Annotated in this window: 16 protein-coding genes and 1 pseudogene; 11 read left to right on the forward strand and 6 right to left on the reverse strand. The window is 68.6% G+C overall.

All coding sequences use genetic code 11. The annotated features are described in order from the left end of the window. Window positions 1-2: 2 nt before the first annotated feature. The 6 genes and pseudogenes from EBL84_RS13975 (at window position 3) to EBL84_RS14005 (ending at window position 5,515) form a co-directional block, all read left to right on the forward strand. On the forward strand, window positions 3-344 hold the full coding sequence (locus tag EBL84_RS13975) for an IS1 family transposase (RefSeq protein WP_123141379.1): 342 nt from the start codon (window positions 3-5) through the stop codon (window positions 342-344). 248 nt (window positions 345-592) lie between these two features. After that, window positions 593-1,762: pseudogene (locus tag EBL84_RS13985) on the forward strand (transposase); the annotation flags it as partial. After that, window positions 1,747-2,172 (forward strand): GFA family protein, encoded by a 426-nt coding sequence (locus tag EBL84_RS13990; RefSeq protein WP_123141380.1) that lies wholly within the window; start codon window positions 1,747-1,749, stop codon window positions 2,170-2,172. The pseudogene EBL84_RS13985 and the gene EBL84_RS13990, both read left to right, overlap by 16 nt. Before the next feature lie 328 nt (window positions 2,173-2,500). Next, entirely contained in the window at window positions 2,501-4,660 is a 2,160-nt protein-coding gene (locus EBL84_RS13995; RefSeq protein WP_123141381.1) for a methyl-accepting chemotaxis protein, read from the forward strand. Window positions 4,661-4,721: 61 nt separating this feature from the next. Further along, entirely contained in the window at window positions 4,722-4,928 is a 207-nt protein-coding gene (locus EBL84_RS14000) for a hypothetical protein (RefSeq protein WP_190287977.1), read from the forward strand. Between the two features lie 134 nt (window positions 4,929-5,062). Then, window positions 5,063-5,515, forward strand: a complete 453-nt coding sequence (locus EBL84_RS14005) for a VOC family protein (RefSeq protein ID WP_123141382.1) — start codon at window positions 5,063-5,065, stop codon at window positions 5,513-5,515. A gap of 127 nt (window positions 5,516-5,642) precedes the next feature. On the opposite strand, the gene EBL84_RS14010 is transcribed toward EBL84_RS14005, so the two are convergent. Together EBL84_RS14010 and EBL84_RS14015 are read right to left on the reverse strand one after the other, a co-directional pair. After that, window positions 5,643-6,626: an alpha-ketoacid dehydrogenase subunit beta gene (locus EBL84_RS14010; RefSeq protein ID WP_369958009.1), complete on the reverse strand. Its 984-nt coding sequence runs from the start codon at window positions 6,624-6,626 to the stop codon at window positions 5,643-5,645. Between the two features lie 7 nt (window positions 6,627-6,633). Further along, the gene (locus EBL84_RS14015; protein WP_123141411.1) at window positions 6,634-7,599 is read right to left on the reverse strand and encodes a thiamine pyrophosphate-dependent dehydrogenase E1 component subunit alpha; all 966 of its coding nucleotides are present in this window, start codon (window positions 7,597-7,599) and stop codon (window positions 6,634-6,636) included. Window positions 7,600-7,979: 380 nt separating this feature from the next. Here EBL84_RS14015 and EBL84_RS14020 point away from each other — a divergent pair, with 380 nt between their 5' ends. Both EBL84_RS14020 and EBL84_RS14025 read left to right on the forward strand, forming a co-directional pair. Beyond that, a complete protein-coding gene (locus EBL84_RS14020; RefSeq protein WP_123141383.1) occupies window positions 7,980-8,534 on the forward strand; it encodes a cyclin-dependent kinase inhibitor 3 family protein in 555 nt (184 codons plus the stop codon). Between the two features lie 13 nt (window positions 8,535-8,547). Continuing rightward, window positions 8,548-9,270, forward strand: a complete 723-nt coding sequence (locus tag EBL84_RS14025) for a hypothetical protein (protein WP_123141384.1) — start codon at window positions 8,548-8,550, stop codon at window positions 9,268-9,270. A gap of 98 nt (window positions 9,271-9,368) precedes the next feature. Here EBL84_RS14025 and EBL84_RS14030 read toward each other — a convergent pair whose 3' ends face one another. Next, the gene (locus EBL84_RS14030; protein WP_123141385.1) at window positions 9,369-10,274 is read right to left on the reverse strand and encodes a DsbA family protein; all 906 of its coding nucleotides are present in this window, start codon (window positions 10,272-10,274) and stop codon (window positions 9,369-9,371) included. 124 nt (window positions 10,275-10,398) lie between these two features. On the opposite strand from EBL84_RS14030, the gene EBL84_RS14035 reads away from it, so the two are divergent. From EBL84_RS14035 to EBL84_RS14045, 3 genes are all read left to right on the forward strand, one after another. Further along, window positions 10,399-11,325: a LysR substrate-binding domain-containing protein gene (locus tag EBL84_RS14035; RefSeq protein WP_123141386.1), complete on the forward strand. Its 927-nt coding sequence runs from the start codon at window positions 10,399-10,401 to the stop codon at window positions 11,323-11,325. 359 nt (window positions 11,326-11,684) lie between these two features. Beyond that, a complete protein-coding gene (locus EBL84_RS17600; RefSeq protein ID WP_123141387.1) occupies window positions 11,685-11,957 on the forward strand; it encodes a hypothetical protein in 273 nt (90 codons plus the stop codon). Window positions 11,958-11,992: 35 nt separating this feature from the next. After that, on the forward strand, window positions 11,993-13,015 hold the full coding sequence (locus EBL84_RS14045) for a nuclease-related domain-containing protein (RefSeq protein WP_123141388.1): 1,023 nt from the start codon (window positions 11,993-11,995) through the stop codon (window positions 13,013-13,015). Window positions 13,016-13,072: 57 nt separating this feature from the next. Here the strand turns inward: EBL84_RS14045 and EBL84_RS14050 are convergent, their stop codons facing one another. The 3 genes from EBL84_RS14050 to EBL84_RS14060 form a co-directional block, all read right to left on the reverse strand. Further along, complete coding sequence (locus EBL84_RS14050) at window positions 13,073-14,317, reverse strand: pectin acetylesterase-family hydrolase (protein WP_123141389.1); 1,245 nt, start codon at window positions 14,315-14,317, stop codon at window positions 13,073-13,075. Window positions 14,318-14,510: 193 nt separating this feature from the next. Continuing rightward, window positions 14,511-18,413: a phosphoribosylformylglycinamidine synthase gene (purL, locus tag EBL84_RS14055; RefSeq protein ID WP_123141390.1), complete on the reverse strand. Its 3,903-nt coding sequence runs from the start codon at window positions 18,411-18,413 to the stop codon at window positions 14,511-14,513. Window positions 18,414-18,546: 133 nt separating this feature from the next. After that, a complete protein-coding gene (locus EBL84_RS14060) occupies window positions 18,547-19,992 on the reverse strand; it encodes a glycosyltransferase (protein WP_123141391.1) in 1,446 nt (481 codons plus the stop codon). Between the last annotated feature and the right edge of the window lie 86 nt (window positions 19,993-20,078).

The raw sequence follows: 20,078 nt of genomic DNA on the forward strand, positions 1-20,078 counted from the left end.
CCATGGATCGCCTGACCCGGCGTATCGTCGGGGTCCATGTTGGCGATCGTACGGAGCGCTCCGCACAGGCTCTGTGGGATTCCATCCCAGCGCAATATCAGACTTCCGCTCCCGTCTACACAGATTTTTGGAGCGCCTATGCGCGGATCATCCCGGCACACCGACATTATCCCAGTGCGAAGTCACAAGGGGAAACCAACCATATCGAACGGTTTAACGGTACACTCCGGCAGCGTATCTCCCGCTTGGTGAGAAAGTCGCTCGCATTTTCGAAAAACCAGGAAAACCATCTGGGTGCACTCTGGCACTTCATTCATCACTACAACGAAACGATGTGCGCTTGACTCACTGCAGGTGAGCCAAACACATTGAGCGATTCAAAATCCTATCGGTCAGGGCACTACCCAACGGTACACTCCGGCAGCGTATCTCCCGCTTGGTGAGAAAGTCGCTTGCGTTCTCGAAGAACCAGGAAAACCATCTGGGTGCACTCTGGAACTTCATTCATCACTACAACGCTACGATGTGCGTGTGATTCATTGCGGGAAAGCTCAAAAACATCGAGCGATTCAAAATCCTATCAGTCAGGGCACTACCCGGCTTCGATCGGCTGACCGGGCGGAGTTTCGAGCATCGGCGCGGCTGGGTGGAGTTGCGGTTGCGTCAGCTCGCGGGGGTGTTCGCGATCGATGTCGCGGCCTATGCGGTGATGAGCAATCACGTGCATCTGGTGGTGCGGGTGGATGCCGATCGAGCGGCGGGGTGGTCGGATGCCGAGGTGTTGCGGCGCTGGCGGTGTCTGTTCCGGGGGCCGGTGGTGGTGGAGCGGTTCCTGTCGCCTGCGACGCGGGCGGGGATGACCGAGGCGGAGCTGGAGGTGGTCGCGGGGTTGGTCGCGACCTATCGGGCGCGGCTGGCGGATCTCTCCTGGTTCATGCGGGTGCTCAACGAGTCGATCGCGCGGGCGGCGAATCGGGAGGACGGGGTGCGCGGGCGGTTCTGGGAGGGGCGCTTTCGCTCGCAGGCGATCCTCGATGAGACGGCGCTGTTGGCGGTGATGGCCTATGTCGATCTCAACCCGATTCGGGCGGGGATCGCGGAGACACCGGAGGAGAGTGCGCATACCGGGATTGCGGCACGGATCGCCGCCTTGCGTGCGGGCGATGATGGCGCGGCGAACGGGCGGCATCTCGTCGTGGCGCCGTCACCCGATACGGCAAGACGAGCACCGCCAGACGTCCATCCCGGCTCGCAACGCGCGCGTGCTGCCCAGGAGACCGCGACGTCCGAGACGGATGACGCCCCGCCAGCCACGCACCCGCCCTCACCTGCCGTGACCGATCACGCCGACAGCTCGCCAGACGCTCGCAGCACCAATCTCTGGGAGACCGTCCTCGGTCGCCTGCCCCCTGCCCCACTACTGCCCTTCGGCAACCCCGCCGAGGTCCCCGCAGCGATCCCCTTCACCTTCGACGGCTATCTGACCCTGGTCGACTCGCTCGGTCGCGCCCTGCATCCACGCAAGCGCGGGGCGATCCCGGCGGATCTGCCCGACATCCTCTCCCGACTCGGCATCGCGCCGGAGCGTTTCGTCGAGCACGCCGGTTTCCTGCTCAAGGGGTTTGGCGCCGCGATCGGCGCGCCAGAGCGCCTGATCGCGCTCGCCGCGCGGCGGGAGTGTCGCTATCTTCGAGGTCAGAGAAGAGCCCGGTTGCTCTTCTCTCCGCCACGACAGGAGCAACACGCATGCAGCATTCAATGAAAGGAAGACACCACGGATCCTGTCTGTGTGGTCGAGTCCGCTTCGAGATCGAGGGTGATTTCGACAGCTTCTATCTGTGCTATTGCACGTATTGCCAAAAGGACACGGGGTCGGCTCACGCCGCCAATCTGTTCTCACAATCCGCGCGGCTTCATTGGATCGAAGGCAAGGCGCACGTCAAGACCTTCCAGTTGCCCAACACCCTGCACGAAAAGAGCTTCTGCATACACTGCGGATCGGCACTGCCGACACGATCGACACCTGACGCCCCGCTTGTCGTACCAGCAGGCTGTCTGGACTCAGTCGTCGGCAGACGCCCGGACGCGAAGATTTATGTGGAGAACCAGGCGGCTTGGACCCGTCAGAACCTGGACGAGCTTCCTCGTTTCAGCGGACCGCCAGCGCGTTGAGCCAATCACTCAGCGTGAGCGCTGAGCGCATAGCGAGGGGGTTCCGTGCTGGCGAGGGCCGCCCCCTTGTCCAGAGAACTCTTCGCCGATTCAGCCATCCCGGGCCCTCGCCTTCGATCACGACCACCCCCTGGTTGGAGCGACTCGACCGCGCCCGACGCTCACGGAAGGCATGCAGCCCTGCCAACCGATACGCCCCTCCGCGAGTCGGCGCGACAAGGAGCGAGCAAAAACACAAAGCGTTGAAAACCGCCGCCGCCCGACCCATGCACAGATCTTGGTAGTCGACGCAGGATACCCCCGATATATCCATGCATATGGAGGGAAAATGGTCGTCAAATCGATTCAGCAGAAGATCGCACTCATCGGTGGACTCTGCTTGCTTGCCACCGCCGGTATCCTCGTCGGCTACGGGGTCTACTCTTCCCACTCCACCCAGAGCCTCGTCTCCGAACGCGTCGAATCCCAGGCCGAGGCAGCGGCACTCGAAGAACTCGAAATCCTCGCCGGAAAATACGCAGGCGACATTCGGGCCAAGTTCGACACCGCCCTCGACACTGCCAGGACCATGGCCAACGTCTTCGCCGTAGCCCAGTCCGGCGCCGACCTCGACCTCGAACGCAGTCACGTCAACGCCATCCTTTTGAAGGTTCTGGAGGAAAACCCCGAATTCAACGGCACCTACTCCTGCTGGGAGCCCAACACCATCGACGGTCGTGATGCCGCATTCCGTGGCACAGGCGATGGCAACAACGATCAGACCGGCCGCTTCACCCCCTACTGGACACGCGACCCCAGCGGCAAGATCGACGTCCAGGCGCTGGTCGAGTACGACTCCGAGGAACGCCACCCAAACGGCGTGATGAAGGGCGGCTGGTACATCAACCCGAAGCGGACGGGGCGGGAAAGTATCCTCGCTCCCCTGCCCTATGTCGTGCAGGGCAAGCAGGTCTGGCTGGCGACGCTCTCGGTACCGATCATGGTCAATGGCCGATTTCAGGGCGTGGCCGGCACCGACTATGACCTCGATTTCGTCCAGCGCATCAGCCGGCAGATCTCCCAGAACATCTACGATGGCGAAGGTGACGTCGCCATCGTCAGCGAGCAAGGGCTGGTGATCGCCGCCAGCGCGCATCCCGAGCACATCGGACAGCCCCTCAAGGCGATCGATCCCCAGGGCTGGCAGCAAAGCCTCGAGATCATCAAGCAGGAGAAGGCGCTCGCACGCGTCGACGATGAGAGCGGGATGATCGAGGTCTTCTTCCCGATCAAGCTCGGCCGCACCGGGACCACCTGGTCGGTCATGCTCAGCGTCGACGCCCGCCTGGTCCTTGCCAAGGCCTATGCCCTGCGAGACGACATGGCCACCCAGGGACAGCGCGGCACCCTGATGCAGGTCCTCGTCAGCGTCCTGGTCGCACTGCTGGCGATGGCCGTGCTTTGGTTCGCTGCGCGCTCGATCGCCGGGCCGATCCGCCGCGCAGCGGGGCTCGCACATGCCATCCAGACCGGGGACCTCTCGCAACGTCTTACCCATACCTCACAGGACGAGATCGGGCAGCTTGCCCGCAGCCTCGACACCATGGCCGATAGCCTGCAGGACCGTGCCGAACTCGCCGAGCAGATCTCGCGCGGCAACCTTGACCTGGATGTCGCACTGGCATCCGAGCAGGATCAGCTCGGCATCGCCCTCAAGCGTATGGTCGATAACCTCAACAACCTGGTGTCCCAAGTACAATCCGGCGCTTCACTGATCACCGAAAAGGCACAGACGGTATCGGGCCTGAGCCAGGATTTCGCCAGCGGCGCCACTCAATCGGCCGCCTCTGTCACCCAGATCAGCGCCACCATCGGCCAGATGGCAGACCAGATTCGTCAAAGCGCCGACAAGGCGGAGCGCGCAAACGCCCTCTCGAAGAATGCCGAAGCGTCGGCGCGCGACGGAGACCGGCTGATGGAAGAGCTGCGCACTGCGATGCAGCAAATCGAGCAATCGGGTCAGGACATCACCAAGATTACCCAGGTGATCGAAGAGATCGCAGCCCAAACCAACCTGCTCGCCCTGAACGCGGCCATCGAGGCGGCACGCGCCGGTGAGCACGGTCGCGGCTTCGCGGTGGTCGCCGACGAGGTGCGTCAGCTGGCGGCGCGCAGCGCCGAGGCCGCCCAGCAGACCGCCCAACTGATCCAAAGCACGGCGACTCGCACCACCAAGGGTCTGGAGCTCACCGATGAGACCGCCAGCGCCCTGCAGACGATCGTCTCCGGCTCCTCCGAGACATCCTCTCTGGTGGGGGATATCGCACTCGCGGCCAACGAACAGGCCAGCGGAGTCGAGCAGTTGAGCGATGCCATCTCGCAGATCGACGAGGTCATCAATCACAACAGCAACAGCGCAGAACAGTCCTCGATGGCCGCGCACACCCTCACCGAGCAAGCCGCCCAACTCGAGCGGCTGATCGCGACCTTCAAGGTTCGGACACGCTGAACCCACGCCGGCGCCCCTCAGCGGCGACGGCGGGTCGATACGCATCGCGCTGATCGGCGCCATGCTCTCGGCGGCGGACTTGCCGACCCTCGACGAGCCGAGCAACCATCTCGACCGGCCCTCGCTGCTCGCGCTGGAGCAGCTGTTGCGCGACTACCAGGGGGCGCTGGAGGTGGTCTCCCACGACGACGCCTTTCTGGACGCGCTGGACCTGACCGCGCGCCTGGTCGGCGGCGCCGAGGGCTGGCGGCTGGAGCCGTGGACCTGAACGGCGCAGGGCGCGTCATGGCGCTCTCGTCTGTTGACAGCGACGCCCCGGGCAAGAAAGCTCAGGGCTTGGGCCGTCATGCGACGCGCCCGCCCACGAACCCAGCCATTCCTCACCGGAGCCGCCGACGAGACATGCGTATCTCCTTCAGCCACACCAACATCGTCGCCCAGGACTGGAAGCGGCTCGCGACCTTCTACACCAACGTCTTCGGCTGCACGCCAAAACCACCCGAACGCGATCTGGCGGGCGACTGGCTCGACCGCCTGACGGCCATTGACTCCGTTCACATACGGGGAATCCACCTCCTGCTGCCGGGCTTCGACGACACCGGTCCGACACTGGAGATCTTCCAATACGATCAACAGGACACGCAGGCGAGGAAAGCCATCAACACCTTCGGCTTCGGCCACATCGCCTTCGCCGTCGACGATGTCGACGCCTGTCTGCAGAAGGTGCTCGATCACGGCGGATCAACCGTCGGCGAGACCGTCCATGGCGATGTCGGTGGCCTCGGCGCCATCCATCTGATCTACGCCAAGGATCCCGAAGGCAACATCATCGAGATCCAGAAGTGGCAGGACTGAGGCAGCAGGACGAAGCGCCGCGCCGTCGACGATCTCGGTCGTCGACGGCGCGGCGCATGCGTATACGGGCACCCATGGACGGGAGCTAACGACACCCGGAGACGACGGAGCGCCTCCGGGGTCGGGGTCAGACGATCTCGCGGATCGCCGCGACCACCTGCCCCGCGTCGGGGATGTAGAACTGCTCCAGCGGCGGGCTGGCCGGGACCGGGATGTCCGGGCCGGTGACCCGGCGCAGCGGGGCCTTGAGGTCGGCGAAGGCCTGCTCCATGACCACGGCGGCGATCTCGCCGGCGAAACCGCCGGTGCGGGTCGCTTCGTGCAGCACCACCAGACGTCCGGTCTTGCGTACCGAGGCGAGGATGGTCTCGCTGTCCAATGGGGTCAGGGTTCGCAGGTCGACGACCTCGACATCGACGCCCTCGCCGGCCAGCTGTTCGGCCGCCTGCATGGCGACACCGAGCATCTTCGACCAGGTGACGACGGTGACATCGGTGCCGGCGCGCTTGATGTCGGCCTTGCCGATGGGGATGGTGTAATCGTCCTCCGGCACCGCGTCCGGGGCGAAGTAGAGCCCCATGTCCTCGATGAAGATGACCGGGTTGTCGTCGCGGATGGCGGACTTCAACAGCCCCTTGGCGTCGGCCGGGGTGGCCGGCATTACCACCTTCAGCCCCGGACAGTGTGCGACCCAGGCCTCGAGGTTGTGCGAGTGCTGGCAGCCGGCGCCGAAACCGGCCCCGCTCTTGATCCGCACCACCAGCGGGAAGCGGGTCTTGCCGCCGGAGAGATAGCGCAGCTTGGCGGCGTGGTTGATGATCATGTCCGAGGCCAGGGTGAAGAAGGGGTTGAACATCACCTCCACCACCGGGCGCAGCCCACCGGCGGCGGCACCGACCGCGAGCCCGGCGATCGCCGCCTCCGACACCGGGGTGTCCTTCACCCGCTCGGGACCGAAGGCCTCGAGCAGCCCCGCGGTCGGCATCATCGGGCTGTCGTGGATACCGACCCCGATGCCCTCGCCGGCGAGGAAGATCCGTGAATCGCGCGCCATCTCCTCGCGCAGCGCCTGATTGACCGCCTGGCCCATTCCGAGTGTTTGCATCGTCATCTCCCCCTCACGCGACCCAGACATCGTCGAGCGCCTCGTGCGGCTCGGGCCACGGGCTCTCCTCGGCAAAGCGCACCGCCTCGGCGACGACCTCGGCCGCTTCGGCGCGCATCTCGCCAAGCACTGCGGCGGACAGCTCGCCGCGTTCACACAGCGCCCCACTCAACCGCTCGATGGGACAGCGCGCCTTCCAGGCGGCGATCTCCTCGGCAGGCTGGTAGCGCTGTGGATCACCCTCGCCGTGACCGCGCCAGCGGTAGGTCATGCACTCGATCAGCGTCGGTCCCTCGCCGGCCAGAGCGCGCTCGCGGGCGCGCCGGGTGGCCTCGAACACCGCCGGCGCATCGTTGCCGTCGACCTGCTCGCCCGGCATGCCGTAGGCATCGGCGCGGGTCGCCAGCGACTCGATCGGGGTGTGCTCGTCATAGCCCTGCGCGGCGGCATAGCGGTTGTTCTCGCACACGAAGACCACCGGCAGGCGCCAGAGCCCGGCGAGGTTGAGCGCCTCGTGGAAGGAGCCCTCGCTGGTCGCCCCATCGCCGAAGAAGCACAGCGTCACCGCCGCCTCGCCACGATACTGCTGCGCGAAGCCCAGCCCGGTGGCGATGGGGAAGCCGCCGCCGACCACCGTGGTGGTGCAGAGCGCGTTGACCTCGGGCACCGCCAGATGCAGCGTGCCGCTCTTACCCTTGTTGCAACCGGTGCGCCGACCGAAGATCTCGGCCATCAGCGCCTTCGGATCCGCCCCGCGAGCGAGCAGGTGGTGATGACTGCGATGATTGGTGACGATGACATCCGCCGGCGACAGCGCGGCGCAGGCCCCCGAGCCGACCGCCTCCTGCCCCGTCGCCAGGATCATCATGCCGTGGATCTTGTCGGGCTGCTGGCACAGCTCGGTCAGGGTTTCCTCGAAACGCCGCGCCAGGAGCATGGTGCGCAGCATCTCGAGCCTCTGCTGGGTGGAAACGATCATCAGGAACACTCTCTAAACGTTTCGTCGCTGTCACGGGATCGGCTGGTTGCCCGCGCCGATCTCCGGGACCTATGGCGAGGATGGAGACCCTGCCCTCCCCCGGCAACGACCGCACGCCAGGGACCGGCCAGGGGACCTCGAACCTGGGACCAGCCTATCCCGACTCCCTTGCTCTGATAAGACGGCAGAATCGCCAAGGACTGTTGCACTGATGCACCAATCAACCCATGACTGGTGCGCTCGCTCCACCAGGAGCGGACGCGCCGCCCGCCGCCCCAGTGGGAGCGCCGCCATCGCGGCACGCGACCGCGGGAGGAGTCCGCCCCGACGCTTTGCTAAACTCCCATGCCCATGTCCTTCACCCCACATCGAGTGGTGTTATGTCAGCGGCCCGGACCAGCCAGACGCATCCCTTGCAGATCGCCGAGGTCCGAGCGAGCCCGTCGCACGGCCGGATCGGGATCACCTTCTGCCCGGGCAAGCAGGACCCCTTCGCCCACACCGGCGCCTGGCGGCGCGACCTCGCCGCCGATCTCGATGTCATCGCCACCTGGGGCGCAACCCTGGTGCTTACCCTGGTGGAACCCGCCGAGCTGGTGACGCTCAAGGTCCCCGAGCTGGGCGAGGCGGTGCGGCGCCGGGGCATCGACTGGCGTCACCTGCCGATTGCCGACTACTCGGTGCCGAGCCCGGCCTTCGAGACCCAGTGGCTCACCCAGGGCCCCGAGATCCGCCAGCGGCTCCGCGATGGCAAGGCCGTGCTGGTGCACTGCCGGGGAGGGCTGGGCCGCGCGGGCATGATCGCCGCCCGTCTGCTCGTCGAGCTGGGCATGGACCCCGAGACGGCGATCCGCGAGGTTCGTGGCGCGCGCAAGGGCGCCATCGAAACCTCCTCGCAACTCGCCCTGGTGCGCCGCACCCGACCCATCGACTGAGCCAGGAGCCGCCATGATCTCCGCCAGAGCACCCGTGGATACCGACGCCATGCAGCGCATCGGCGGCCAGTTGGGCACCAACCCCGCCGGTCTCTTCCAGGACGCGGACGGACGGCGTTACTACGTCAAGACGCTGGAGTCGCCGATGCACGCGCGCAACGAGATGCTCGCAGCCCGCCTCTACGCGCTGACCGGGGCGCCGACCCTGACCTATGTGCGCACCATGCGGACCGATCAGGTCGCAACCGAATGGCTTGAACTCGACAAGCGCTGCGTGGCCCACCTCAGCGAGCGCGAGCGCAGACAGGCCCAACGCTGGTTCGGCGTGCACGCCTGGACGGCCAACTGGGACGCCGCCGGCTTCGACGGCGACAACCAGGGCGTGGTCGACGACCGGGTGCTGACGCTCGACCTCGGCGGCGCGCTGTCGTTCCGCGCCCACGGCGACCCCAAGGGCAAGGCCTTCGGCACCCGGGTGGATGAGCTCGACGTGCTGCGCGATGACGCCGGCAACCCGCACGCCGTCAGGCTCTTCGGCGATATGCGGGCCGAGGCCATCGCGGCGGCCATCGCGGTGGTGACGCGGCTCTCGGACGCGCGCATCCGCGCGGTCATCGACGAGGGCGGCGGCAGTCAGAAACTCGCCGACAAGCTGATCGCACGCAAGGCGGACATGGCCGCGCGGCTCGATGCCATGGCCTCGGTCAGAGAGGCGCGGCAGACACCGACGGCCTGACCGGCGCAGACCACCGCCCCGTGCGAGCCGAACCGGCCCGGTCGAGACAGCAGCGAGCACCAGGGCCAGTCCGCACCCCGCCCCCACCTCCCCCTCTGTCAGGCGACGCAGAGCCCGGCGGCCGGATCACAGCCGGCCGCGCCGCCGACCGCCTCCCAGAAGCAGCCGTTGCCCGCGACCACGCGCCGGATCGCCCCCGCGCGTTCCAGCACGGCGAGATGGCGCTCCAGCTCCGGTGCGGACAGCTCGAGGATGGTGGCCAACTCGACCGGGGCCATCCGCCCAAGGGTGTGGATGAGCTCAAGCAGCCCCTCGGCGCCACCGCGCGGCGCGCGCCAGCACAGCGCACCCTCGCTCAGGCTCTCGATCACCGCGCGCATGTTCGCCAAGCCCTGATAGCCGTGCAGCGCCAGCGCGCGCTCGCCGAAGACGAGCCGGAAGCTCGGGAAGCCGCGCACCCCGGCTCGACGGGTCAGCGCCAGATCGGCGCGGAAGGCGTGCTCGGCGGAGCCGTCCTCCAGACACCCGATGAAGGTCGCGAGATCGAGCCCGACCTCGGCGGCCAGCTCGATCAGCACCTCACGCCGTCCGGTCTCGCGCGCCTCGGCAGCGGAGGCCTCGCGGAGACGGCGCAGATAGCGCGGCGCCAGCCGCGGATCGGCCAGCTCGGCGGCCTTGCAGGCGATGTTCTGCGGATGGGTCGAGACCGTCTCGGCGCCGAACAGCCGGAAGCCCTCGGTCCGTACCGGCATGCCGTGACGCGCCGAGGCCTCCAGCCAGTGCGCGGCGATCGCCGCGTTGGCCTGTTCGGGGTCGCCGCCGATGGCGTTGGCGCGGTCGTAAAAGGTACGGATGTCCTCGACCAGCCCGCCCATCACCGGGCGGATGCGCAACTGATCGCCATAACCGATCCGCAGCGCACGCAGCACCGGCTCGCTCCCCCAGCACCAGGTACAGACCGGGTCGGTGAAGGCGAGGAGTTCGAGGGGCGGCTGATCTGTCATCGGGGGAACCTCATCGGATGGGCGACCTGGGGCCGGGTGACGCTGGAGCCAGGGTACTGTCGTGCCGGGCCGGTGATAAGATGCGGGATCGCCAAAGACTGTTGCGCCAGAGCACCAATCAGCCGTGGACGACTTCAACGACCTGGTCTATTTCACCTCCGTGGTCGAGCACCATGGCTTCTCCGCCGCCGCCCGCGCCACCGGGGTCGAGAAGACCCGACTGAGCCGACGGATCGCGGCGCTGGAGTCGCGCCTCGGGGTGAGGCTGCTGCACCGCTCGACGCGGCGCATCGCGCTGACCGAGGCCGGAGAACGGTTCTACGCCCACTGCCGGGCGGCGGTGGAAGGCGCGCGGAGCGCCTACGAGAGCGTCGCCGACCTGCGCCGCGAGCCCGCCGGCACCGTGCGCTTGACCTGTCCCCAGGTGATGGCGGAGAGCTATCTGGCCCCTATCCTCGCGAACTATCTGACCGAGTACCCCAAGGTTGACCTGATGGTGGAGGCCACCGATCGCGTGGTCGACCTGTTCGACGGACGCTTCGACTTGGCGCTGCGCCCAAGCGCCCGCATCGACGAGGCGCTCGATCTGGTGGCCCGGCCGCTGGCCGACGCGCACCGTATCCTGGTCGCCAGTCCCGTCTATCTCAAACGGCGAGGACAACCCACGGGACCAGAGAAACTATCGGCCCACGACGTCATCTGTCGCTCCGAGGAATCGACCGACGGCCAGACACGCTGGCGACTCACCGGACCGAAGGGGCAGCGCATGACGCTCCAACTCTCCCCGCGCGTCGAGACCAACGACATGCGGTTGCTGCAAGAGGTCGTCTGCCGCGGGCTCGGGATCGGGCTGTTGCCCGAGCCCGTCGTCGCCACGGCGATCCGAGCCGGCACGCTGATGCAGATCCTGCCACAGTGGACCGGCACCACGCACCACATCTATCTGCTCTATCACAGCCCACGCGGCATGCTGCCCTCGGTGCGCAGCCTGATCGACTACTTGATCGAACACCTGCCGGCAAGCCTCCGAGCCGTCTCCAATACCGGCTGAACGCGCCCGGCCGGGGAGATTGAACCGCGAAGGAAAAGCTATCAGCCGCCACTGGGCGCGCTTCCTCCCGCCGTTGACGCAAGACATCAGCCTCTGGCGCCATTATGGGCGCCAATCCTCCCCACTGGGTGCTGGGGGCTGGGGGCTGGGTGCTGGGTGCTGGGTGCTGGGTGCTGGGTGCTGGGTGCTGGGCATCGTAGTTTGGCTGCCCACCGATCCAGTGTCATGCACGCGCTGGCGCAACTGATGACCCGAGGCACCGATGGCGACAACCGCCTGGCCGTCACCGCCCGCCATCACCCCAGTGAGGGCGTGACCGATTCAGCGCGGGAGCACGTCGGCGGCAATCGGTATCGAGGCTGCCCGGCTGGCCGCCGCTACCGGGCGACTACCTGGTCGGCGATGCCACGGCGCCGGTGGCCCTGTGCACGCTCTCCGACCGGCCGCCACTCGAACCGCTCACGGCGCTACCTGGGGTGGCGATCGCGGGACGGCTGGTCACGGTGAACCTGGACATCGAGCGGCCGAGATCGCGCTGCGCCTCGGGCTCGACTACCACCAGGACCGACGGCTGGAGCGGCGTTGCAGGATGTCGCACCCAGTCACGCCCTGAGGGAGCGGCGGCGGGGTAGACTCGGCCCTCACCGACACGGACAGGGCCGCACCCATGGACGGACTCCGCCCCCTGATCGGGGAGATCGCCAACCAGCTCTTCACCCAGCTCCGGCCCCTGGTCATCCAGGTCGGCCCGATGCTCCTGGGGCTGTTACTGCTCACCACCGTGCTCCCCCGCCTGCTCGCCGCGCTTCGGCCCCGCCTGCGCGGCTGGAGCGGCGAGCGCCGGGTGGCGCGCGTGCTCGATCGTCACTGCCTGGCGACCTGTCACGACCGGCTACTGGCGGACGGGCGCGGCGGCTGGACACAGATCGACCGTCTCGCCCTCACCGCCGAGACGATCTGGGTGATCGAGACCAAGCACTTCGGCTGCCACATCCTCGGGCGCGCGCACGAGGCGCGCTGGACCCAGCGCTGCGGACGCAACCAGCATGATTTCCAGAATCCGTTGCGCCAGAACCACGCCCACCTGCAGGCGGTCCGGGCACGACTCGGTGACGCACACCAACCACGCGGACTGGTGGTGTTCAGTGGACGCGCCAGCTTTGCCCGCGGGAGACCGGCGGGCGTGACCACGCTGGCCGAGCTGCCCGAGGTCCTGGGCGCATCAGCCGGCCAGAGTGCCCCCATCGCGCTACAGCTCGCCTGGGAGGATCTGCTCGATGCCACCCGTGACGACAAAAGCACCCGTCGCGCGCACCTCGACCAGCTCACCGCCCGTCATGGCCGCACGACCGGACGCCTGCGCCGTCGCGTCATCTCCCTGCTCGGACTCATCGGCCTCGCGCTGACGATACTCGGCTGGCAGTCGCTCACCCAGCCCTGGCGCATGCCGGTTACCGCCCCGGAGCGGCTCGTCGCGCCCGCGCCTGCCCCGACACCCACACCGCGCTCCCAGCACGTCCGAGCCACTGTCGACCAGCCCAGTACCCGGAGCAGCATCGACTGGAGCCACCCCGAGTCCGTCGAGACCGAGGCGTGCAAGCTGGCGATCATCTCGGTGCTGATCGAGGACACGGCGGAGACGCGCCGCCAGCGCGCGGCGGCCTGTGACAAGACGACGGCAACGCCCTGAACGGCAAGAGATGTACCCGATCGTCCCCGACGCCTCGCGGCGCCGGGGACAATCAGGCTAGAGCGTGGACAGGTCGAGCCCCTCGGGCGGCAGACAGGCGGGGACGCAGCTGGCGTTGCGCCAGTCGCTGCCGAAGGTCCAGCGGCGTTCGATCATGTCGCTGAACCAGTCGACCAGTTCGATACCGCCGGCGCTGTCCTCGCTGAAGAAGTCGTCGTAGAAGGAGACCATGTGGGTCTGCCCCTGGGCGAGGTAGAAGCGATAGTTCCAGGTGGTGAAGGCGGTGCCCCACATCGAGGCGCGCGCGCGGGTGGTCCACTCCAGCCCGGAGAGCAGCAGATGGACCGGATCGAACCAGCGCTCGGGATTGCCGAGGTTGGAGGAGACGTTGAAGAAGAGCACCTGCACGGCGTCATAGGCGCGGGTGTACTGACCGAAACGGGCGTCCGGGTACTGCCAGCCGAGGGTGTTGAACAGCCCCGGCACCAGCTGGCCGGCGCCGTCGTCGAAGGCCGAGGCGATCTCGGGGTCGAGGTTCTCCTGTGCGCCCCACACCCCGTCGGCCTCGAGCGCGCGCTCGAACAGGTCCTCGGAGATCACCCCGTTGGAGGAGTCGACCAGGACCCGCACCCGCTCGACCCCGGGGAAGCGCCGGGCGAGCGCGGGATAGTTGTAGAGCACGCCGTAACCGCCGGCGCTGGCGCCGACCAGGACGATCTCCTCGGGCGGCTCACCGACCTCGTTGGCGTAATAGTCGGCGAGGTACTCGAGCACCGCGATGACGTTGTCGTGCCCGCGATGATAGATGGTCCAGTCGCCGCCGTCGGGCAGCGGATAGCTGGTGTCGCGCGCGCCCAGGTGCAGGTCGCCGGTGCAGTACGGCAGATAGACCTGGAGATGGTCGCGCAACGGGTTGTCGTCGCGATCGATGTCGAACACCCCGCCGAAGCCTGCCAGCTCCGCGGGGGTCTCGTCGACCTCGGGGTAATAGAGCACGTCGCCGTCGAGCGCGGCGTCGATACAGGTGCCAGCGTCCCAGCAGGCGCCACCGCCGTCGAAGAACAACAGCAACCGCTCGGGATCACCGTCGCGGACGAAGAAGGCGTAGTCGGTGTCGGTGGCCACCACCTCACCCTCCTCCAGCCGCGGCGAGCCGGAGCAGGCGGGGGTGCGAAACACCCCGTCGGTGTCGACGAAGGGCGCGGCGGCATCGATCCGCCGCCAGTCGTCGGCGCTGGCAACATGGGGCGCGAGCGCGGTGGCGACGAGCAGGGCGCACAGGGTCAGTCTGGAGACTTCCATGGGGCATCACCTCAATGTGATCACGATCCAGGGAGACGCGCCCGACGATTGGCCGGGGCGTGTCTCCCGCCTCCCTCCCCCCGATCCATCGAACAGGGGCGAAGACATCGACGGGCGCGCCGACGCGCCGCGTCATCCAGACGCCATGATACGCCGCGCCCGCCGGCGGCGGGCGCGGGCGCGATCGCGGGGATCAGTCGACCCAGACCCGGGCGTTGCGGAACAGCCGCATCCAGGGCGCATCCGCGCCCCAGCCATCCGGGTGCCAGCTGTGCTGCACGGTGCGGAAGACCCGCTCGGGGTGCGGCATCATGATGGTCACCCGACCGTCGTCGGTGGTCAGACCGGCGATGCCCTCGGGCGAGCCGTTGGGGTTGGCCGGATACTGCTCGGCGACATGACCGTCGTTCTCGACATAGCGCACCGCCACCGCCGCGCGCGCCGCGGCGAGATGGGCCTCGTCGCGGAACTCGGCGCGTCCCTCGCCGTGGGCCACCGCCACCGGCATCCGCGAGCCGGCCATGCCGGCGAGCAGCAGCGAGCGGGTGTCGGCCACCTCGAGCATCAGGGTACGGGCCTCGAACTGCTCGGAGCGGTTGCGCACGAAGCGCGGCCAGTGGCCGGCGCCGGGGATCAGCTCGTGCAGGTTGGAGAGCATCTGACAGCCGTTGCACACGCCCAGGGCGAAGGTGTCGGTGCGCTCGAAGAAGGCCTGGAACTGATCGCGGGCGCGGGCGTTGAAGAGGATGGTCTTGGCCCAGCCCTCGCCGGCGCCGAGCACGTCGCCGTAGGAGAAGCCGCCGCAGGCGACCAGACCGCGGAAGCGGCTCAGCTCGGCGCGACCGGCAACGACGTCGGAGAGATGCACGTCGACGCACTCGAACCCGGCGGCGTGGAAGGCCGCGGCCATCTCCACCTGACCGTTGACGCCCTGCTCGCGCAGGATCGCCATCGGCGGGCGCGCGCCACGGGCGATATAGGGCGCGCTGAGGTCCTCGGCCGGATCGAAGCCGAGGCTGGCGTTGAGCCCGGGATCGGCGGCATCGGCGATGCGCGCATAGGCCTCATCGGCGCACTCCGGGTCGTCGCGCAGCGTCTGCATGCGATGGCTGGTCGCCGACCAGGTGCGCTGCAGCTCGGCACGGGTGGCGGCGAACAGGGTCTGCTCACCGCGCCGGATGCGCACCCGACCATCGACCGAGGGCGCGCCGAGACGGGTCACGCAATCGCCCAGACCAACCGACTCGAACTCGGCCAGCACCGCGGCGAGCGCCGCGCTCGGCACCTGCACCACCGCGCCCAGCTCCTCGTTGAACAGCACCGCCAGGTCGTCGCCGGCGAGCGGCGCGAGATCGATGTCGAGCCCGCAACGACCGGCGAAGGCCATCTCGGCGAGGGTGGCGAGCAGACCGCCGTCGGAGCGGTCGTGATAGGCGATCAGGTGGCCCTGGGCGCGCAGCGTCTGGATCGCGGCGAAGAAGCCGCTGAGCAGCGCCGGGTCGTCGAGATCGGGCGCGACCTCGCCGAGCTGGCCGTAGACCTGCGCCAGACAGGAGCCGCCGAGCCGGTTGGCGCCCCGCCCGAGATCGACGAGCAGCAGCTCGGTGTCGCCGAGGTCGGTGCGCAGCTGCGGGGTCAGGGTGGTGCGCGCGTCACGCACCGGGGCGAAGGCCGAGACGATCAGCGACAGCGGCGCGGTCATCTCGCGCCGCTCGCCCTCGGGCCCCTGCCACACCGTCTTCATGCTCATCGAGTCCTTGCCGACCGGGATGGCGATGCCGAGCGCCGGACACAGCTCCAGGCCCACGGCGCGCACCGTGTCGTAGAGCCGCGCGTCCTCGCCGGGATGACCGGCGGCGGCCATCCAGTTGGCCGAGAGCTTGATGTCGCCGATACGGGCGATGTCGGCCGCGGCGATGTTGGTCAGCGCCTCGCCGACCGCCATCCGCCCCGAGGCCGGGGCGTCGAGCAGCGCCAGCGGGGTGCGCTCGCCCATCGCCATCGCCTCACCGGTGTAGCCCTGGTAGTCGCTCAGGGTCACCGCGCAGTCGGCCACCGGCACCTGCCAGGGACCGACCATCTGATCGCGCGCCACCTGACCGGTGATGCTGCGGTCCCCGATGGTGATGAGGAAGCTCTTGTCGGCCACCGTGGGCAGACCGAGCACCCGCTCGACGGCCTCGTCGAGGGTGATCGCGGCGGTGTCGAGCGGCGCACGGCGCGGGCTGACGTGACTGACCTCGCGGTGCATCTTCGGCGGCTTGCCGAAGAGCAGCGACATCGGCATGTCGATCGGGGTGTCGTCGAGCTGACGATCGCCGAGCTTGAGTTCCTCGGACTCGGTCGCCTCGCCGACCACCGCGTAGGGGCAGCGCTCACGCTCGCAGATGGCGCGGAAGCGCTCGAGCCGCGCGGCGTCGACCGCCAGCACGTAGCGCTCCTGGGCCTCGTTGCACCAGATCTCCATCGGCGACATGCCGGGATCGGCGTTGGGCACCTCGCGCAGCTCGAAGCGCCCGCCGCGCTCGCCGTCGTGCACCAGCTCGGGCAGCGCGTTGGACAGCCCGCCGGCGCCGACGTCGTGGATGAAGAGGATCGGGTTGTCCTCGCCGAGCGCCCAGCAGCGGTCGATGACCTCCTGACAGCGGCGTTGCATCTCGGGGTTGGCGCGCTGTACCGAGGCGAAGTCCAGGTCCTCGGCCGAGGCGCCGGTGGCCATGCTCGAGGCCGCGCCGCCGCCGAGCCCGATCAGCATCGCCGGACCGCCGAGCACGATCAGCGGGGTGCCGGCGGGGAAGGACTGCTTGTTGACGTGCTCGGCGCGGATGTTGCCGAGCCCGCCGGCGATCATGATCGGCTTGTGATAGCCGCGCAGCTCGTCCTCGCCCTCGGCGAGACCGGGGACGCTCTGCTCGTAGGTGCGGAAGTAGCCGGCGAGATTGGGCCGGCCGAACTCGTTGTTGAAGGCCGCCGCGCCGATCGGCCCCTCGAGCATGATGTCGAGCGCCGAGACGATGCGCCCGGGCTTGCCGTGGTCGACCTCCCAGGGCTGCTCGAAGCCGGGGATGCGCAGGTTGGAGACCGAGAAGCCGCACAGCCCGGCCTTGGGCTTGGAGCCCTGGCCGGTGGCGCCCTCGTCGCGGATCTCGCCGCCGGAGCCGGTGGCCGCGCCGGGATCGGGGGCGATGGCGGTCGGGTGGTTGTGGGTCTCGACCTTCATCAGCACGTGGATCGGCTCGGCGTGCGCGCCGTAGACGCCGCTGTCGGGGTCGGCGAGGAAGCGCTGCCCCATGCTGCCCTCGATCACCGCCGCGTTGTCGCTGTAGGCCGAGAGCACGCCCTCGGGCGCGCACTGGGTGGTGTTGCGGATCATCGCAAACAGCGAGCGCTGCTGCGCCTCGCCGTCGATGGTCCAGTCGGCGTTGAAGATCTTGTGACGACAGTGCTCGGAGTTGGCCTGGGCGAACATCATCAGCTCGACGTCGCTGGGGTTGCGCCCGAGCGCGCCGAAGCTCTCGGCGAGATAGTCGATCTCGTCCTCGGAGAGCGCGAGCCCCAACTCGGTATTGGCCGCGACCAGCGCCGCGCGCCCGCCGCCGAGCAGATCGACGCGACGCAGTGCGCGCGCCTCGGCGCGCACGAACAGCTGCTCGGCCTCCTCCAGCGCGCCCAGCACCACCTGGGTCATGCGGTCGTGGAGCAGCTCGGCGGCGCGCGCCAGCAGCGCCGCCTCGGGCACCGTGCCGTCCTCCAGGGTGACGTAGTAGGCGATGCCGCGCTCGATGCGCTCGACCGCCGCCAGCCCGCTGTTGTGGGCGATGTCGGTGGCCTTGGTCGACCACGGCGAGATGGTGCCGGGGCGCGGCACCGCCAGCGCCAGTCCGCCCTCGGGGTCGTGCTGGGGCAGGCTCGGGCCATAGCTCAGCAGGCGTTCGAGCACCTGCTGCTCGGACCAGTCCAGCGGGCGCGAGAGCTGGGCGAAATGAACGTATTCGGCATAGACCCGCAGCGGACGGGCGGTATGCGCGCTCAGCCGCTCGGCGAGCTTGCGTAGACGGAGATCGGAAAGGGCGGGCGCGCCACGGAGGACCAGCATTGGCAATGTGCTCATGGTTCGGGTTTCAAGCGAAGACCGAACATGATACTTGACCAAGGCCCCAAAAATCGCCACCCGGGACGCGATTTTCGCCCCGGGTGGCGCTCCAACCGTCGGTTGCCCGGGGCGCGACTCAGGCGCCGGGCTCGCCGGGTCGGTCGAGCAGCAGCGCATCGCGCAGCTGCAGCGCGCCGACCCCGAGCAGCCCCCCGATCACCACCAGCAGATAGATCACCGCGACGGGCTGCTGCAACAGCACGAAGCCGAGCAGCGCGAGCCCCGCGGCGAGTTCCGGCAGACCGCCGCGCCACTGGCGGCGGCGCGCACCGGGACCACCCCGACGCTTCGGGGTACGGACGAACTCGCTGCGATGACCGAGCAGCGCCTCGGCCCCGGCGCGGGCATTGGAGAGCAGCAAGCCGCTGGTGAGCACCAGGGCACCGGCGACCTCGCGCGCGGTCTCCCGCACCCCGCCCCCGTGACCGGCGAGCAGCAGGAAGCCGACCGGCGCGACCAGCCCGAGCACCGAGGCGGTGATCGCCACCGTGCCCAGCAGCGCGCCGCCGACCGCCGCCCCGGCGATGAACGGCAGCCCCATCAGCAGACACAGCGAGCCGAGCAGAAAGGCCAGCGGCTGGGCCAGCTCGAGACCGATCAGCAGCTTCTGCCACGGCGCCAGGCGCGGGCTCGACCAGACCATCGGGGCGAGCTTGAGGAAGCACTGGGCGAAGCCCTTGCTCCAGCGAAACTGCTGGGCGCGCCAGGCGCGCGTCGAGGTCGGCAGCACCGCCGGCACCTCCAGCGCGCCGAGGAAGGCCGAGCGCCAGCCGCGCAGGTGCGCGCGCAGACTCAGGTCCAGGTCCTCGGTGAGGGTGTCGCCGTGCCAACCGCCGGCGGACTCGATCGCCGCGCGACGCCACACCCCGCCGGTGCCGTTGAAGGGCACCGGCAGGCCGAGCCGCCAGCGCGCCTCCTGCTCGACGCGGAAATGGGCATCGAGCAACCGCGCCTGCACCCGGGTGAGCAGGCTGTGGTCACGGTTGCGGTGCGCCCAGCGGGTCTGCACATAGGCCAGCCCCGGATCGGCCTCGAGCACCGCCACGGTGCGACGCAGGAAGTCCGGCGGCGGTGCGAAGTCGGCGTCGAAGATCGCCACCAGCGGCGCCTCCGAGCACTCCAGTCCGGCGGCCAGGGCGCCGGCCTTGAAGGCGGTGCGCTCGCGCCGGTGGATCAGCTCGACGCGCAGCCCGGCGGCACGGGCGCGGGCCACCGCCTGCTCGCTGAGCGCCAGCGAGTCGTCGGTGCTGTCATCGAGCACCTGTACGTGCAGCCGCTCGCGCGGCCAGTCGAGCGCGGCCATGTGTTCGAGCAACGGGCCGATCAGTTCGCCCTCGTTGTAGAGCGGCAGCTGCACCAGCACCTCGGGCAGTCGCTCGGGATCGAGTGCGGCGCTGGCGAGCGCTCGCCGGGGCGCGAGCAGGCGCGCCAGACTCAGGGTCGCCAGATTGGCGGAGAACAGCGTCAACACCACCAGGGTGAGCGCGAGGAGCGGAATGAGCAACCATTCCAGTGCAGTCATAGCGATCGGTATCCGTCAGGCTTCAACAACACCACCCCGACGCCGTAGACGTCGGGGTGGCAGGGAGGTGGCGGCGTCACGCGGAC

The sequence above is a fragment of the Marichromatium sp. AB31 genome (assembly GCF_003718685.1).
Lineage (GTDB): Bacteria > Pseudomonadota > Gammaproteobacteria > Chromatiales > Chromatiaceae > Marichromatium > Marichromatium gracile.

Coding starts and splice junctions, on each gene's coding strand:
- EBL84_RS14005 (WP_123141382.1), top strand. CDS start 5,063: ATGCGTATCTCCTTCAGCCACACCAACATCGTCGCCCAGGACTGGAAG.
- EBL84_RS14015 (WP_123141411.1), bottom strand. CDS start 7,599: ATGATCGTTTCCACCCAGCAGAGGCTCGAGATGCTGCGCACCATGCTC.
- EBL84_RS14050 (WP_123141389.1), bottom strand. CDS start 14,317: ATGGAAGTCTCCAGACTGACCCTGTGCGCCCTGCTCGTCGCCACCGCG.
- EBL84_RS13995 (WP_123141381.1), top strand. CDS start 2,501: ATGGTCGTCAAATCGATTCAGCAGAAGATCGCACTCATCGGTGGACTC.
- EBL84_RS14045 (WP_123141388.1), top strand. CDS start 11,993: ATGGACGGACTCCGCCCCCTGATCGGGGAGATCGCCAACCAGCTCTTC.
- EBL84_RS14030 (WP_123141385.1), bottom strand. CDS start 10,274: ATGACAGATCAGCCGCCCCTCGAACTCCTCGCCTTCACCGACCCGGTC.
- purL (WP_123141390.1), bottom strand. CDS start 18,413: ATGCTGGTCCTCCGTGGCGCGCCCGCCCTTTCCGATCTCCGTCTACGC.
- EBL84_RS14025 (WP_123141384.1), top strand. CDS start 8,548: ATGATCTCCGCCAGAGCACCCGTGGATACCGACGCCATGCAGCGCATC.
- EBL84_RS14060 (WP_123141391.1), bottom strand. CDS start 19,992: ATGACTGCACTGGAATGGTTGCTCATTCCGCTCCTCGCGCTCACCCTG.
- EBL84_RS14020 (WP_123141383.1), top strand. CDS start 7,980: ATGTCAGCGGCCCGGACCAGCCAGACGCATCCCTTGCAGATCGCCGAG.
- EBL84_RS14000 (WP_190287977.1), top strand. CDS start 4,722: ATGCTCTCGGCGGCGGACTTGCCGACCCTCGACGAGCCGAGCAACCAT.
- EBL84_RS13975 (WP_123141379.1), top strand. CDS start 3: ATGGATCGCCTGACCCGGCGTATCGTCGGGGTCCATGTTGGCGATCGT.
- EBL84_RS13990 (WP_123141380.1), top strand. CDS start 1,747: ATGCAGCATTCAATGAAAGGAAGACACCACGGATCCTGTCTGTGTGGT.
- EBL84_RS14010 (WP_369958009.1), bottom strand. CDS start 6,626: ATGACGATGCAAACACTCGGAATGGGCCAGGCGGTCAATCAGGCGCTG.